Origin of the sequence: Neisseria benedictiae, from assembly GCF_958267435.1 — a bacterium.
GTDB classification, from domain to species: domain Bacteria; phylum Pseudomonadota; class Gammaproteobacteria; order Burkholderiales; family Neisseriaceae; genus Neisseria; species Neisseria bergeri.
Genome location: NZ_CATQFV010000027.1, coordinates 96,226 through 111,029, shown reverse-complemented (window position 1 = coordinate 111,029; position 14,804 = coordinate 96,226). Strand labels below are relative to the sequence as shown.

The 14,804-nt window shown below is 51.7% G+C and carries 11 protein-coding genes and 1 riboswitch; of the genes, 7 read left to right on the top strand and 4 right to left on the bottom strand.

Annotation, left to right across the window (positions count from 1 at the left end; all coding sequences use genetic code 11):
- Window position 1: 1 nt before the first annotated feature.
- The 4 genes from Q3O12_RS02735 to Q3O12_RS02720 all read right to left on the bottom strand — a co-directional run bounded on the left by Q3O12_RS02735 (window position 2) and on the right by Q3O12_RS02720 (window position 4,307).
- Window positions 2-1,345: a Na(+)-translocating NADH-quinone reductase subunit A gene (locus Q3O12_RS02735; RefSeq protein ID WP_301669215.1), complete on the bottom strand. Its 1,344-nt coding sequence runs from the start codon at window positions 1,343-1,345 to the stop codon at window positions 2-4.
- Window positions 1,346-1,589: 244 nt separating this feature from the next.
- Window positions 1,590-3,011 carry a sodium:proton antiporter gene (locus Q3O12_RS02730; RefSeq protein ID WP_301669214.1) on the bottom strand — a complete coding sequence of 474 codons (1,422 nt, stop codon included), beginning with the start codon at window positions 3,009-3,011 and terminating at the stop codon, window positions 1,590-1,592.
- Window positions 3,012-3,369: 358 nt separating this feature from the next.
- The gene (locus tag Q3O12_RS02725) at window positions 3,370-3,729 is read right to left on the bottom strand and encodes a YbaN family protein (protein WP_003753889.1); all 360 of its coding nucleotides are present in this window, start codon (window positions 3,727-3,729) and stop codon (window positions 3,370-3,372) included.
- A gap of 101 nt (window positions 3,730-3,830) precedes the next feature.
- Window positions 3,831-4,307, bottom strand: coding sequence for an Lrp/AsnC family transcriptional regulator (locus Q3O12_RS02720; RefSeq protein ID WP_003753890.1), 477 nt, complete (start codon window positions 4,305-4,307; stop codon window positions 3,831-3,833).
- A 202-nt stretch (window positions 4,308-4,509) separates the two neighbouring features.
- Window positions 4,510-4,606, top strand: a riboswitch (glycine riboswitch).
- 214 nt (window positions 4,607-4,820) lie between these two features.
- On the opposite strand from Q3O12_RS02720, the gene gcvT reads away from it, so the two are divergent.
- The 7 genes from gcvT to Q3O12_RS02685 all read left to right on the top strand — a co-directional run bounded on the left by gcvT (window position 4,821) and on the right by Q3O12_RS02685 (window position 14,764).
- Window positions 4,821-5,921 carry a glycine cleavage system aminomethyltransferase GcvT gene (gene gcvT / locus Q3O12_RS02715; RefSeq protein WP_301669213.1) on the top strand — a complete coding sequence of 367 codons (1,101 nt, stop codon included), beginning with the start codon at window positions 4,821-4,823 and terminating at the stop codon, window positions 5,919-5,921.
- Window positions 5,922-5,990: 69 nt separating this feature from the next.
- On the top strand, window positions 5,991-6,608 hold the full coding sequence (locus Q3O12_RS02710; protein WP_301669332.1) for a hypothetical protein: 618 nt from the start codon (window positions 5,991-5,993) through the stop codon (window positions 6,606-6,608).
- A gap of 51 nt (window positions 6,609-6,659) precedes the next feature.
- The gene (gene gcvH / locus Q3O12_RS02705) at window positions 6,660-7,046 is read left to right on the top strand and encodes a glycine cleavage system protein GcvH (protein WP_002236767.1); all 387 of its coding nucleotides are present in this window, start codon (window positions 6,660-6,662) and stop codon (window positions 7,044-7,046) included.
- A gap of 145 nt (window positions 7,047-7,191) precedes the next feature.
- A complete protein-coding gene (gene hemA, locus Q3O12_RS02700) occupies window positions 7,192-8,439 on the top strand; it encodes a glutamyl-tRNA reductase (protein ID WP_002241216.1) in 1,248 nt (415 codons plus the stop codon).
- A gap of 400 nt (window positions 8,440-8,839) precedes the next feature.
- On the top strand, window positions 8,840-11,146 hold the full coding sequence (locus Q3O12_RS02695; protein ID WP_301669212.1) for a NosR/NirI family protein: 2,307 nt from the start codon (window positions 8,840-8,842) through the stop codon (window positions 11,144-11,146).
- Between the two features lie 128 nt (window positions 11,147-11,274).
- Window positions 11,275-13,236, top strand: coding sequence for a TAT-dependent nitrous-oxide reductase (gene nosZ / locus Q3O12_RS02690; protein ID WP_301669211.1), 1,962 nt, complete (start codon window positions 11,275-11,277; stop codon window positions 13,234-13,236).
- A gap of 172 nt (window positions 13,237-13,408) precedes the next feature.
- Complete coding sequence (locus Q3O12_RS02685; RefSeq protein ID WP_301669210.1) at window positions 13,409-14,764, top strand: nitrous oxide reductase family maturation protein NosD; 1,356 nt, start codon at window positions 13,409-13,411, stop codon at window positions 14,762-14,764.
- The last annotated feature ends 40 nt before the right edge of the window (window positions 14,765-14,804 follow it).

Genomic DNA, 14,804 nt, shown 5'->3' with positions numbered 1-14,804 from the left:
ATCAGCCTTCCTTCTCAATGGTTTCCAGCACCTTGCGCAACAGCGGGCCGTATTCGTATTTGCCCGGGCAGACGAAGCTGCACAAAGCGAGGTCTTCTTCGTCCAATTCCAAGCAACCCAAAGCCTGCGCGCTGTCGGTATCGCCGACGATTAAATCGCGCAAAAGCAGGGTAGGCAGGATATCCAAGGGCATCACGCGCTCGTAAGTGCCGATGGGAACCATGGCGCGGTCGCCGCCGTTGACGGCTGTCGTGAATTTGAAGAGTTTGTTTTTCAGGAAATGACCGAGGGTCGTACGCGTAATCGAGTATTTGTCCGGCTGCGGCGCAACCCAGCCGAACAGCTCTTTGCTGCGGCCTTCTTCGATAACGGAAATCTGATTGTGGTAGCGGCCGAGGTAATCGTGCGCGCCTTGTGCAATCGCGCCGTTCAATACCGAACCGGAAATCACGCGGTTTTCTGCATCAACCAATTCGCCCGCAGTAATTTGCGATACTTTCGCACCCAAAACGGTACGCAAGAGGCGCGGTTTGTTGACTTGAGAACCACCCAAGGCAATTACGCGCCCGGTGTTCAGACGGCCTGTTGCAAACAAACGGCCAATGGCAATTACATCTTGATAATTGATGGTCCAAACGGTTTTGTTTGCACCGACCGGCTCGATGAAATGAATGTGCGTGCCGCTCAAACCGGCAGGATGCGGGCCGCCAAATTCATGTATTTCGATGTTGGCAGCGTTTTCAGACGGCACGTCTGCGCCTGCTGCTTTACACACATGGATTTTACGTTCGGTCAGGCGGCTTAATACCAACAGACCGCGTTTGAAGTCTTCGGCGGCTTCTTTGATGATAACCGTAGGATCGGCAGCCAGCGGATTGGTGTCCATCGCATTGACGAAGATGGCGGACGGCTCGGCATCGACGGCGGGAATTTTGCTGAACGGACGGGTGCGCAGCGCGGTCCACAAACCGGATTGAATCAGATTGCGGCGCACTTCTTCGCCGCTCAAGTTTGCCAGCGCTTCAGGTGCGTAGCGATCGAACTCGATTTCGTCGTTGCCTTCAACGGCAATCACGACTGACTGAAGTACGCGCTTTTCGCCACGATGGATGGCGGCGATTTTGCCTGAAGCCGGAGCAGTAAATACTACGCCCGGATTCTTTTTGTCTTCAAACAGCACTTGGCCTTTTTTGACGGCTTCGCCTTCCTTGATTTTCATCGAGGGGCGCATGCCGACATATTCTTCGCCAAGCAACGCGACTTCGGTAATGGCCGGGCCGTCATAAATGACTTGCTCCGGTCTGCCCGCGATGGGCAGGTTTAGACCTTTTTTGATTCTAATCATAGATTTGCATTACTTGTGATGGTTAAGGTAAAAACGGCGTGTTTTGATACGGTGTCGCGAGGCATCAAAAGCATTGAATAAATTAATGTAGCAAAGTGTTAGATTTTATCAGGAATTGTACCTGTTTGTCAGATTCGCCGCTTTTTTCCTTGCGGAAGCCGTTTTTAATTGTCGGAAGGGGAAAATATCGATTTGATTATGCTGAAATTTAAAATGCCGTCTGAATGTTCAGACGGCATAGCGTTTACAGCAGTTTGAAAACGAAAAAGATAAGGGTATGTACGATGAAGACGGGTATCAGGAAGGCGACCGACCACATCATATAGCCGAAGAAAGTCGGCATTGGTACGCCGCGCTGTTCGGCAATGGCTTTGACCATGAAGTTCGGCGCGTTGCCGATATAGGTCAGTGCGCCCATAAATACCGAACCCATAGAAACCGCCAGCAGGGTATGGAACAGGGGCCCCGTCATCAAGGCTTGGGCATCGCCGCCCGCCATATTGAAAAACACGAGATAAGTGGGCGCGTTATCCAAGAATGCCGACAATATGCCGCTCATCCAAAAATACATCGTATTAATCGGATGACCTGCCGTATCGTGAACCAGCGATACCACCCCACCCAGCGCGCCTGCCTCGCCTGCTTTCAGAATGCTCAGGACGGGGAAGATGGTGATGAAGATGCCGAGGAAGAGTTTACCCACTTCGGCGATGGGTTCAAAGTTGAATTCGTTGCCTGCGCGGACTTGTTTGGGCGTGATTGCCATAGATACGGCGGTCAATGCAATCAGGATGACATCGCGGACGAGGTTTTGCAGGGCGTAACGGCTGCCGAGGATTTCAAATCCCGGGTGTTCGGGTTTCCAAAGGCCGGACATTAGAACCGCGCTAACCACGCCCACCAGCAGGAGGAAGTTCCATTTGCCGAAGATGGCGATTTTTTCGGGTTTTTCCTGTTGTGCCGGAGTATCTTGTGCAATGCTTTCCTGTTTGAAGAAACGGTTGTCGATGAAATAGAAGGCGGTCAACAGGACAGCGGTGCTGATCAGGACAGGGGCAAGCATATGCTTGACCGTCCACATGAAATCTACGCCTTTGAGGAAGCCGAGGAAGAGTGGGGGGTCGCCCAAAGGGGTCAGGCCGCCGCCGATGTTTGCAACCAAGAAAATGAAGAAGATGACGATGTGCACGCGGTGGACACGGTTTTGGTTGGCTTTCAGCAAAGGGCGGATCATCAGCATTGCCGCGCCGGTCGTACCCATAATTGAAGCCAGTGCCGTGCCGACGGCAAGCAGGGCGGTGTTGAGCTTGGGTGTGCCGTTCAAGTCGCCCCAAACCAAAATGCCGCCTGAAATGGTGTACAGGGCAAGTAGCAGCAGGATGAAGGGGATGTATTCTTCAACGAGTGCGTGTGCGACGGTATGGATACCGGCGGACGCGCCAAAAACCAAACTGAACGGGATGAGGAACAGCAATGTCCAAAAGGCGGTGATTTTGCCGTAATGGTGATGCCAGGTATGCGAAAAAAACAAGGGACCCAATGCGATAGACAGCAAAATCAGGGCAAAGGGCAGACCCCACAGCAGGTTTAGGTTTGCGCCGTCCAAATCTGCGGCGTAAACCGATGCCGGGAAAAGCATTAGTGAAAACAGGGGTAGGTGGCGCATCGTGTTTCCTCGATTCAAGCGCTGCCTTGCGCGGCGCGCGGGAGTGATACAGGCTTCGTGCCGCCCGGACATAGGCGGACTGTGCTGCCTGTTTGTTTTTGAAAAAAGTTTTCCGATTGATTGTAAAGTAAATAATCAGGATAAACCAGTTTCCCAAACCGGAAGGCGGCGGGAAGGCGGATTGCCGTGCTTGGGAATATATGTTCTTTTTGATAAATAATTTTATTTAAAACAAATAAATATATGTCTTTAATAAATAATCTATCGAAAACGAAAAATGAATTTATTTTAACATATATTTGCAATGAAACAGGTTTGCCCCACCCGTTTGTTTGCCCTTATCCCTTTCAGACGGCATTCAAGATTCGGGCCTGCGCCACATCCATATGGCGACAAGGGAACAAAAAACCGATGAAACCGCCCCGACCCACCAGCGTTGGGGAAACTGCCAAAACATCATCAGACAGGATGCGGTCATCATACTGATGGCGAAAATCTTGGCTTTGCGCGGCACTGCGCCGTTTTGTTCCCAGTTATGAACCATCGGACCGAAATAGCGGTGCCGGTGCAGCCAGCGGTGAAAACGCGGGGATGCCTTTGCCCAGCAGGCGGCGGAGAGCAGTACGAACGGCGTGGTCGGCAACAGCGGCAAAAAAATGCCGATGATACCCAACAGCAGGGAAATGCAGCCGCAAATAATCAATAGATAACGTATCATTTTCCAATCCGGTCTTTATCGGAGACAAACAGGTATTGTAAGAATCCCGCCCGTTTCTATCCGCCGTGCCGGTAGGGAAAATGGGGAGGAAGGTCTTATTCCTACAACAGATGGTTGAGTGGTAGGGATGTGGTATGTTTGATTTCTTTTAAAACGAAACTTGATTGGGCATCCTGTACGCCGTGGTGGGATAAAAGAGTGTCAAGAACGAAATGGGAGAACGCGCTCATGTCGGTAAAAAATGCTTGAAGCAGGTAGTCGGTCTCTCCCGTCAGCGCGAAGCAGCTCAAAACTTCCGGCCATTTTCGAACCGATGCGGCAAAATCTTCCCGCGCGTCTTTTGCTTTGCTGATGGAAACGCGGATAAATGCCTGAAGTCCCAAGTTGACAGATTCCGGAGACAGCAGCGCGGCATATTGGCGGACGATGCCGGCATCTTCCAACTGCTTCAGACGGCGCAGGCACGGAGAAGGCGAAAGTGCGACACGTTCGGACAGTTCGACATTGGTCAGCCTGCCGTTTTCCTGGAGAACCTGTAAGATTTTAATATCGGTTTTGTCTAAAGTGAGTTGGGGCATATTTGCGTTCCGTTTTAAGGAATTCGGATTGTCTGTCCGTATGTTTGCGGCAATCCGCGTAGATGGAGACCATATTAACATATAAAAAGTTATACCGTCATCCGGGACAAATTTTGTTTTCGGAAAATCATGTGAAAACAGAGGCGGTCGGTTTGCATCTCTTTAAGACGGCTTGCCCAAACCGCCGATTCAAGACATAATCGGGAAATGTGCAGGAGAGAGCTACACCCGATTACGCGTAGCCGCCGAAGGCGCAGATGCCCTTAAATCGCTCAGGCAACAGGGACTGCACATTGAAATAAAACATCTGGAGAGCGGCGTTTCCCAAAGATACGCCCACCGAAGGGGAGAAGGCCGTCTGAACCACCATTCAGACAACCGCGCAAAGCAGTGAGCAGACTGGTTTGCCATCAAGCGGATACGGCCGAAAATCTCAGGTTCAAGGACAGATAGGGTCTTCCGCGCACAGGTGCGCGGGCGGCATCTGAACAAAAAATCCGGAGAAACTTGAGAATGACTGCCCTGAAAACCACCCCATTTCATCAAGCCCATCAAGATGCAGGCGCGAAGCTGGTCGATTTTGCCGGCTGGGAGCTGCCCATCCATTATGGTTCACAAATCGCCGAACACGAAGCCGTGCGCACCGACGCAGGCATGTTCGACGTATCCCATATGCTCGTTACCGACGTCGCCGGAGTGAACGCCAAAGCCTTTTTCCGCAAACTGATTGCCAACGACGTTGCCAAGCTCGCTTTTGTCGGCAAAGCCCTTTATTCCGCGCTGCTCAACGACAACGGCGGCGTGATTGACGACTTGATCGTTTACCGCACCAATGAAGCTGAAACCCGATACCGCATCGTGTCCAACGGCGCGACCCGCGAAAAAGACACCGCCCAGTTCCATAAAGTCGGACAAGAGTTCGGCGTTGCCTTTAATCCGCGCTACGACCTCGGCATGCTTGCCGTGCAAGGCCCTAAAGCCATTGAAAAACTCCTGACCGTCAAACCCGAATGGGCGGATGTCGTCCACAACCTCAAACCGTTCCAAGGCGCGGATTTGGGCAACGACTGGTTTGTCGCCCGCACCGGCTACACCGGCGAAGACGGCGTCGAAGTCATCCTGCCCGGCACTGAAGCCGTCGCATTCTTCAAAGCCCTGCAAGCAGCAGGCGTACAACCCTGCGGCCTCGGCGCGCGCGATACCCTGCGCATGGAAGCCGGTATGAACCTCTACGGCAACGATATGGACGACGACACCAGCCCGCTCGAAGCAGGCATGGGTTGGACGGTTGATTTGAAAGACGAAAGCCGCGATTTTGTCGGCAAAGCCGCCTTGCTGGCATTGAAAGAAAAAGGCGTTGCCGTCAAACAGGTCGGCCTGTTGCTCGAAAAAGGCGGCATCCTGCGCGCGCATATGGAAGTGTTGACCGACAAAGGCAAAGGCGAAACCACCAGCGGCGTATTCTCGCCCAGCCTGAAACAATCCATCGCTATCGCCCACGTACCGAAAGACTTTGACGGCGATACCGCCAAAGTGCTGATGCGCGGCAAAGAAGTGGATGTACGCGTACTGAAGCTGCCGTTCGTCCGCAACGGTCAAAAACAGTTTGATTAATATCGGTTCAGACGGCATTTTCATTTCATATGCCGTCTGAAAGCAGGTTTTTAGGAATTGTTGTTTCCTATGAAAGCAAACTTTGGCAGTTTATTGTTGTTATTGATGTTATCGGCTTGCGCTTCGTCTGCCGACGAGCGCGGATTGATGTTTTTCGATACAGAAGGAAAATCCCATACTGCAATATTTATGAAAATCGTTGGCGGCAATGGAAAGATTGTCGGCGAGGTGGTGATAGACGGGGAATATGCTCTTGATATTGTCCGTATGAATGATGATTTGAGTATTGCCGTGCAAGATAATAAGGGTAGAAGCCGTGCTTCCGACCTGGAAGCATTGTCGCAAGCGAAATCATTTACCCTGATTGCGTTCAGCCGTTATGCGGGTACAGTTGAAGTGGATAAGGTATCGGCTGTTACCGGTATTTGTGCGGATTACCGCAGCAAAGGCCTGAAGGTTGCCGTTGCAGACAATATGAGGTCCAAACAAGAAATCGTTGTATTCCGTGCAAGCGGCGTAATGGCAAGTAACAAGCGCAAGATAAACGAAGCATATTTGGATTATTCTGCATCCTCTAAACTGCCTTCCGCCCAAAAGCAAGAATTGGAACAAGATAAAAACAATATGATTGCCGTCCATTACGGACGCTTGGAAGAATTAATCGCACGAGGTATCTGCGTACGCTAAGTTGTGCAGATGCCGTCTGAAAATAACCCCCTACCAATGGAGAATCAAACCATGAGCAACAACATCCCAGCAGAACTGAAATACGTTGCCAGCCATGAATGGCTGCGCCTTGAAGAAGACGGTACCATCACCGTCGGCATTACCCACCACGCGCAAGAGCTGTTGGGCGACATCGTGTTTGTCGAGCTGCCTGAAGTTGGCGCGAACCTTGCCGCCGAAGAACAAGCCGGTGTGGTTGAGTCTGTAAAAGCCGCATCTGACGTGTACGCGCCGATTGCGGGCGAAGTCGTTGCCGTCAACGATGACTTACCCAGTGCACCTGAAACTGCCAACAGCGACCCTTACGGCGCAGGCTGGTTCTTCAAAATCAAACCTGCCAATCCTGCCGACTACGACGGTCTTTTGACTGCCGAACAATACGCAGGCGAAGTAGATTAAATTCCTATCCTGATAATAGGATGCCTTATTTAAGGAACTGCACTTTCAGACGGCAAGGATGCGTTTGGAAGTGCAGTTTTTGTCTGTGTCTTCAATGTCAGTTAGGCTATAATAACGGCCTATATTCATCTTTACCGATTTTTTCATGCAACTTACCGCTGTCGGACTCAATCATCAAACCGCACCTTTAAGCATACGGGAAAAGCTGGCGTTTGCCGCTGCCTGCCTGCCCGAAGCCGTCCGCAATCTTGCCCGAAGCAATGCGGCAACGGAGGCGGTAATCCTTTCTACCTGCAACCGCACCGAGCTTTACTGTGTCGGCGATTCGGAAGAAATCATCCGTTGGCTCGCAGACTATCACAGCCTTCCCATAGAAGAAATCAGCCCCTACCTTTATACTTTGGGGATGCAGGAGACTGTGCGCCATGCTTTCCGCGTCGCCTGCGGCTTGGATTCGATGGTGTTGGGCGAGCCGCAGATTTTAGGGCAGATTAAGGATGCGGTCAGGGTTGCTCAAGAGCAGGAAAGTATGGGTAAGAAACTCAATGCCCTGTTCCAAAAAACCTTTTCTGTTGCTAAAGAGGTCCGTACCGATACTGCCGTCGGCGAAAACTCGGTTTCCATGGCTTCCGCTTCCGTCAAGTTGGCAGAGCAGATTTTCCCCGACATCGGCGATTTGAATGTCTTGTTTATCGGTGCGGGTGAGATGATTGAGTTGGTTGCTACTTATTTTGCTGCTAAAAACCCCAGATTGATGACGGTTGCCAACCGGACGTTGGCGCGTGCCCAGGAGTTGTGCGACAAGCTCGGTGTTAACGCCGAACCGTGTCTGCTGTCCGATCTGCCTGCCATTCTGCACGATTACGACGTAGTGGTTTCTTCGACGGCGAGCCAGTTGCCCATTGTCGGCAAAGGCATGGTGGAGCGTGCATTGAAACAAAGGCAGAGTATGCCGTTGTTCATGCTTGATTTGGCAGTGCCGCGTGACATTGAAGCGGAAGTCGGCGATTTGAATGATGCCTATCTTTATACTGTGGACGATATGGTCAATATCGTCCAAAGTGGCAAGGAGGCAAGGCAGAAGGCCGCCGCCGCCGCCGAAACGCTGGTGTCCGAGAAGGTTGCCGAATTTGTCCGGCAGCAGCAGGGCAGGCAGAGTGTCCCCTTGATTAAAGCCTTGCGGGACGAGGGCGAGAAAGCGCGCAAGCAGGTGTTGGAAAATGCGATGAAACAGCTTGCCAAAGGCGCAACGGCAGAAGAGGTTTTGGAACGGCTGTCCGTCCAACTGACCAACAAGCTGCTGCATTCGCCGACCCAAACCTTGAATAAGGCGGGGGAAGAAGATAAAGATTTGGTTCATGCCGTCGCGCAGATTTATCATTTGGACAAATAACGGTGCGCCGGAAAAGGATGCCGTCTGAAGGGGTTTCAGACGGCATATTTTTGTGCTGTCTGACAACATCGTGAAATCCCACATTATAGTGGATTAACAAAAACCAGTACGGCGTTGCCTCGCCTTAGCTCAAAGAGAACGATTCTCTAAGGTACTGAAGCACTAAGTGAATCGGTTCCGTACTATTTGTACTGTCTGCGGCTTCGTCGCCTTGTCCTGATTTTTGTTAATCCACTATATATCGATGTAATTACAAAGTATTATCCCGTATACGGATTGGTTTTAAGATTTGTAAATTTGATTTGCATCAAAAAATCGCCGATAGATGATTCATATAATATCAATATTAAAGAGTATCGGTATATCGGGGATAGCTATGTCCTGTTTTTCAATCCGGCGTATGTCTGCGTTTCGAGCGCGGATAACGGCGTTTTTTGCCGCTTTTGTCTTTTTGACGGCGGCACTGCCCGCTTATGCGGAGCGTCTGCCTGATTTTCTGGCGAAAATACAGCCTTCGGAAATTTTTCCGGGGGCGGACCGTTACGGCAAACCGGAAGGTAAGCCCATGGTCGCCCGCGTTTACAAAGGCGACGAGCAGCTCGGTCTGGTCTATATTACAACCGATGTGGTTAATACGCGCGGTTATTCGAGCAAACCGATCGATACGCTGATGGCGTTGGCAAACGACGGCACGATAGCCGGGGCGAAACTGGTCGATCATCACGAACCGATTATGCTGATCGGTATCCCGCAATCGCGTGTCGATAAATTCATCGACAAATATATCGGTCTGAACTTTATTAAAAATCCGCCGACTCCGGGCGTGGCGCCGGGCGACATTATCAGCGGTGCGACTGTTACGCTGATGGTGATTAACGACAGTATCCAGCGTTCGTACAAGGTCATTGCCAACCAATACCGCTTGGGTTCGGATAAGGCTCTTCAGACGGCATCCGCTTCTGATGTCCGGGAAGCCGCGCCTGCGGTAAAAACCCGTCCGCGCCGTATGGCAAATCCCGACAAGCAGGATATTTTGTCTTGGGACGAACTTTTGAAACAAAAGGCTGTCGGCCATCTGCACATCACGCTCGATCAAATCAACAAACTGTTTGAGAAAGGCGGCAAGGCCGGCGTGGCCGATCACGCCGAACAGGGCGATCCTGACGATACCTTTATCGATTTATATGTTGCTTTGGTCAGCCAGCCCTCCATCGGTAAAAGCCTGCTGGGAGAGGACGGCTGGGCGCATCTGCAAAAACGGCTGAAACCCGGGCAGCAGGCGGTTTTGGTTGCCGGGGAGGGTCGTTATTCTTGGAAAGGTTCGGGCTATGTGCGCGGCGGTATTTTCGACCGTATCGAGATGATACAGGGGGAGAACAGCTTCCGTTTTACCGATGCCCAACACGAACGCGTCGTCGCGCTGTCTGCCGCCGGTGCGCCGCGCTTTAAAGAAGTTTCTTGGTTTACCATCCCTGAAGGCGTAGAGTTTGACGGTGCGGAGCCGTGGCGTCTGCAATTAATGGTTCAGCGCGTCTTGAGTGTGAACGATAAAGCCTTCGTTACCGCCGATTTGGATTACGAATTGCCTCAGGGTTATTATGTCGATGATCCCAAAGCGCCGCCCGTAGAAATCAGTGCGCCTGTCGAAGCTGTGCCTGCCGCGGCATCCGATACCGCTTCAGACGGCATTGCCGAAGATGCGTCAGCTGAAAACGGTGTATCCAACCAATTATGGAAACAGATTTGGAAAGCGAAACAGGGGCAGATTGTCGTTGTCGGCATTGCGCTGACCATATTGTTACTGGTGTTTTTGTTCCAAGACTGGATTGTGCGTTACGAAAAATGGTACGACCGCTTCCGCCTTGCCTTTTTGACCTTCACGCTCTTCTATATCGGCTGGTATGCGCAGGCACAGCTTTCGGTCGTCAATACGCTGACGCTGTTTTCCGCCATCCTTACCGAATTTCATTGGGAGTTTTTCCTGATGGATCCGATTGTGTTCATCCTGTGGCTGTTCACGGCTGCAACCATGCTGCTGTGGAACAGGGGAACGTTTTGCGGTTGGTTGTGTCCGTTCGGCTCATTACAGGAATTGACTAACCGGATTGCCAAAAAACTGGGTGTGAAACAGATTACCGTGCCGCATATGCTGCATACCCGCTTGAGCGTCATCAAATACCTGATTTTCTTCGGGCTTTTGGCAATTTCGCTGTATGATTTGGGTACGGCGGAAAAATTTGCCGAAGTCGAACCCTTTAAAACCGCGATTATTTTGAAATTCATGCGCGATTGGTGGTTTGTCGCCTTTGCCGTCGCCCTTTTGGTTGCGGGGCTGTTTATCGAACGTTTCTTCTGCCGTTATCTGTGTCCTTTGGGTGCGGGCATCGCGCTGCCGGGCAGATTCCGCGTGTTTGATTGGTTGAGACGTTATAAAATGTGCGGTAATCCCTGCCAAATTTGTACACATGAATGCCCTGTACAAGCGATTGCCCCGGAGGGAGATATCCATCCGAACGAATGTATCCAGTGTCTGCATTGCCAAGTCATGTACCACCACGATACGCGCTGTCCGCAAGTTGTGGCGGCAAATAAGAAAAAACAAAAACAGGCTGCTGCAAAATCAGGGGAATTGGAAAGTGTCTCCAAGCAGCCGCAGGAACAGGTCGTCTATTTTGTCAAACCCGAAACGGCGCAACCTGAAAAATAAGCATCCGGGGAAAGCCTGAAGCCAAAGTGTCAGGCAGGCAGGGTTTCCCCGGAAGGATAATAAAATTTTTTTCCCATCGGCTTGCCGTCTGAAAACCGGTTTGCCGTATTTTATCCAAGGAGTGTTGTATGTCAGACGAAAAATTAGAACAAAACGGCTTAAGCCGTCGTTCATTCTTAGGTACGGCCGCCGCTTCCGGTGCAGGTATTGCCGGTGCGGGCCTGTTGGGTTTGGCGGGTTGCTCTAAAGACGGCGAACAGGCTGCTGCTTCTGGCGCCGCCCCTGTCGCCAAGGAGCATGGTGAAGCCAAACCAGGTCAACTGTCTTCCGAAGTCGGTCCGGGAGAACTCGACCAATATTACGGCTTCCTTTCCGGCGGTCAGTCCGGCGAGATGCGCCTGATTGGTCTGCCTTCCATGCGCGAACTGATGCGTATCCCCGTGTTCAATATGGACAGTGCGACCGGTTGGGGACGTACCAATGAGAGCTTGAAAGTCCTCAACGGCAATATTACTGAAGAAACCCGTAAATTCTTAAAAGACAGCGGCCTGCGCTGCTACCCCAACGGCGACTTGCACCACCCACACTTGTCGTTTACCGACCAAACTTATGACGGCCGCTATGCCTATGCCAACGACAAGGCAAACAACCGCGTCTGCCGCGTGCGTTTGGATGTGATGAAGGCCGACAAAATCATCGACATCCCCAATGCCTCGGGTATTCACGGTCTGCGTCCGCAACGTTATCCGAAAACCGGTTATGTCTTTGCCAACGGCGAACACATCACCCCCGTCAGCGGCGTAGGCAAACTGGATGATGCGAAAACTTGGAATGCCGTGTACACCGCCATCGACGGCGAAACCATGGAAATCGCATGGCAAGTATTGGTTGACGGCAACTTGGACAACGGCGATGCCGACTACCAAGGCAAATATTCTTTCTCCACCTGCTACAACTCCGAGCGCGCGCTGACAGTACAAGGTGCGTCTTCCAACGAGCAGGACTGGTGCGTCGTTTTCGACCTGAAGGCTATTGAAGAAGGTATTAAAGCAGGCGACTTCAAAGAAGTGAACGGTGTGAAAATGCTGGACGGTCGCGCTGAAGCCAAATCCAAATACACGCGCTATATCCCCGTGCCGAACTCTCCTCACGGCTGTAACGCAAGCCCTGACGGTAAATACATCATGCTCAACGGTAAGCTTTCTCCAACTGTTACCGTATTGGATGTCAGCAAACTGGACGATTTGTTTGCAGGCAAAATCAAAGAGCGCGATGTGGTCGTAGCCGAACCGCAACTGGGTCTCGGCCCGTTACACACTGCATTTGACGGTCGCGGCAATGCTTATACGACATTGTTTATCGACAGCCAAATGGTCAAATGGAACATCGACGACGCAATCAAAGCCTACAAAGGCGACAAAGTCGATCCGATCAAACAAAAACTCGACGTTCACTACCAACCGGGCCACAACCATACGACTATGGGCGAAACCAAGGAAGCCGACGGCCAATGGCTGGTGTCTTTGAACAAATTCTCCAAAGACCGCTTCCTGAATGCCGGCCCGTTGAAACCCGAGTGCGACCAATTGATCGACATCTCCGGCGACGAAATGCGTCTGGTACACGACAACCCGACTTTTGCCGAACCGCACGACTTGTGTTTGGTTGCCGCGTCCAAACTGAACCCGGGCAAAACTTGGGATCGCAAAGACCCGTGGTTCTGGCAGGATGCTTTGGAACAGGCGAAAAAAGACGGTGTCGAGCTGGAAAAAGCCGCCAAAGTCGTACGCGAAGGCAACAAAGTACGCGTGTACATGACTGCCGTTGCGCCTGCATTCAGCATTCCGCAGTTTGAAGTGAACCAAGGCGACGAAGTAACCGTTTACGTTACCAACGTCGAAACCATCGAAGACCTGACCCACGGCTTCACTTTGGAAGGCTACGGCATCGCTATGGAAATCGGCCCGCAAGCCACTTCTTCCGTAACCTTCAAAGCCGTCCGTCCGGGCGTGCACTGGTACTACTGCCAATGGTTCTGCCACGCATTGCATATGGAAATGTCCGGTCAGATGATTGTTCATCCCAAATAATGCGACCTGACGGCTGAATATGGAGAATGCCGTCTGAAGGCAACAGGTCTTCAGACGGCATTTATAGCCAAACCGCTTGCCGTACCGTTTCAGGCGGTTTCGCTATAAAAACAGGCACATTTGAATGATGCTTCATTTTGTTTTGCCATACCGAACGAAACAGAGGAACACCATGCACACATCCGCGCTCCGTACATGGCTGAAGGCCGTGCTGATATTTGCCGGCGGCAGTATTTTTCAGACGGCATCGGCAGCCGTCGTCCACGTTTCCCCGCAAGACAACCTTGCCGAAATTTTTGCCCGCGCCCGGGCGGGCGATACGCTCAAACTGGCTTCCGGCGTATATCAAACCAAACTTTATATCGACAAACCGATTACGATTGAAGGGCCTGCCGACCGTTCCGCAACCATCGAAGGGGACAGGAGCGGCCGTACCATAGCCGTACACGCGCCGGACGTAACGCTCCGCAACCTGACCGTTATCCGTTCCGGTATGAGCCTGCCAGCAATGGATGCCGGTATTTATCTCGAAGAAACCGCCCCGCGCGCCCTGATTGAACACAACAATATTTTGGATAATTCGGTCGGCGTATATCTGCATGGTTCTGCCGATGCGATGGTACGCAAAAATAAAATCGTCGGCGACGCGACTTTGCGCGTGAATGAGCGCGGCAATGGTGTTACCGTTTGGAACGCGCCCGGCGCGCAGGTCGTCGGCAACGACATTTCCAAAGGGCGGGACGGTATTTTTTCCAACACCAGCACGCACAACACCTATAAAAACAACCGCTTCAGCGATTTGCGTTTCGCCGTCCACTATATGTACACCAACGACAGCGAAGTTAGCGGCAATATTTCCGTGGGCAACAATATGGGCTATGTGCTGATGTTTTCCGAGCGGCTCAAAGTGTTTGACAATATCGCCGTCGGCAGCCGCGATCAGGGCATTATGCTCAACTATGTCAACTATTCCGATATTCACGACAACATTATCAACAAAGCGGGCAAGTGCGTTTTTGCCTACAATGCCAACTACGATAAACTGTCCGCCAATCATTTTGAAAACTGCCAAATCGGCATACACTTTACCGCCGCCATCGAAGGCACGTCCCTGCATGACAATTCCTTTATCAACAACGAAAGCCAGGTCAAATACGTCAGCACGCGCTTTCTCGACTGGAGCGAGGGCGGACACGGCAACTATTGGAGCGACAACAGCGCGTTCGATTTGAACGGCGACGGCTTCGGAGACAGCGCGTACCGCCCCAACGGCATTATCGACCAAATCATCTGGCGCGCACCTGTATCGCGCCTCTTGATGAACAGTCCCGCAATCAGCATCGTCAAATGGGCGCAGGCGCAATTTCCCGCCGTTTTGCCCGGAGGCGTGGTGGACAGCAAACCGCTGATGAAGCCTTATGCCCCCAAAATTCAAACCCGTTATCAGGCGATGAAGGACGAGCTGCTCAAAGAAGCCGAAACGCGGCAGTCGGAATGGGGCAGGGCGGAAAACGGTTCTTTGAACTAGTCTGCTTCAGACGGCATCCGGATTCAAATGCCGTCTGAAA

Bases quoted from the DNA above. Each gene is read 5' to 3' on its own strand.
- Q3O12_RS02725 (WP_003753889.1), bottom strand. From the start codon at position 3,729: ATGATACGTTATCTATTGATTATTTGCGGCTGCATTTCCCTGCTGTTG.
- Q3O12_RS02730 (WP_301669214.1), bottom strand. From the start codon at position 3,011: ATGCGCCACCTACCCCTGTTTTCACTAATGCTTTTCCCGGCATCGGTT.
- hemA (WP_002241216.1), top strand. From the start codon at position 7,192: ATGCAACTTACCGCTGTCGGACTCAATCATCAAACCGCACCTTTAAGC.
- gcvT (WP_301669213.1), top strand. From the start codon at position 4,821: ATGACTGCCCTGAAAACCACCCCATTTCATCAAGCCCATCAAGATGCA.
- Q3O12_RS02685 (WP_301669210.1), top strand. From the start codon at position 13,409: ATGCACACATCCGCGCTCCGTACATGGCTGAAGGCCGTGCTGATATTT.
- Q3O12_RS02720 (WP_003753890.1), bottom strand. From the start codon at position 4,307: ATGCCCCAACTCACTTTAGACAAAACCGATATTAAAATCTTACAGGTT.
- Q3O12_RS02695 (WP_301669212.1), top strand. From the start codon at position 8,840: ATGTCTGCGTTTCGAGCGCGGATAACGGCGTTTTTTGCCGCTTTTGTC.
- gcvH (WP_002236767.1), top strand. From the start codon at position 6,660: ATGAGCAACAACATCCCAGCAGAACTGAAATACGTTGCCAGCCATGAA.
- Q3O12_RS02710 (WP_301669332.1), top strand. From the start codon at position 5,991: ATGAAAGCAAACTTTGGCAGTTTATTGTTGTTATTGATGTTATCGGCT.
- Q3O12_RS02735 (WP_301669215.1), bottom strand. From the start codon at position 1,345: ATGATTAGAATCAAAAAAGGTCTAAACCTGCCCATCGCGGGCAGACCG.
- nosZ (WP_301669211.1), top strand. From the start codon at position 11,275: ATGTCAGACGAAAAATTAGAACAAAACGGCTTAAGCCGTCGTTCATTC.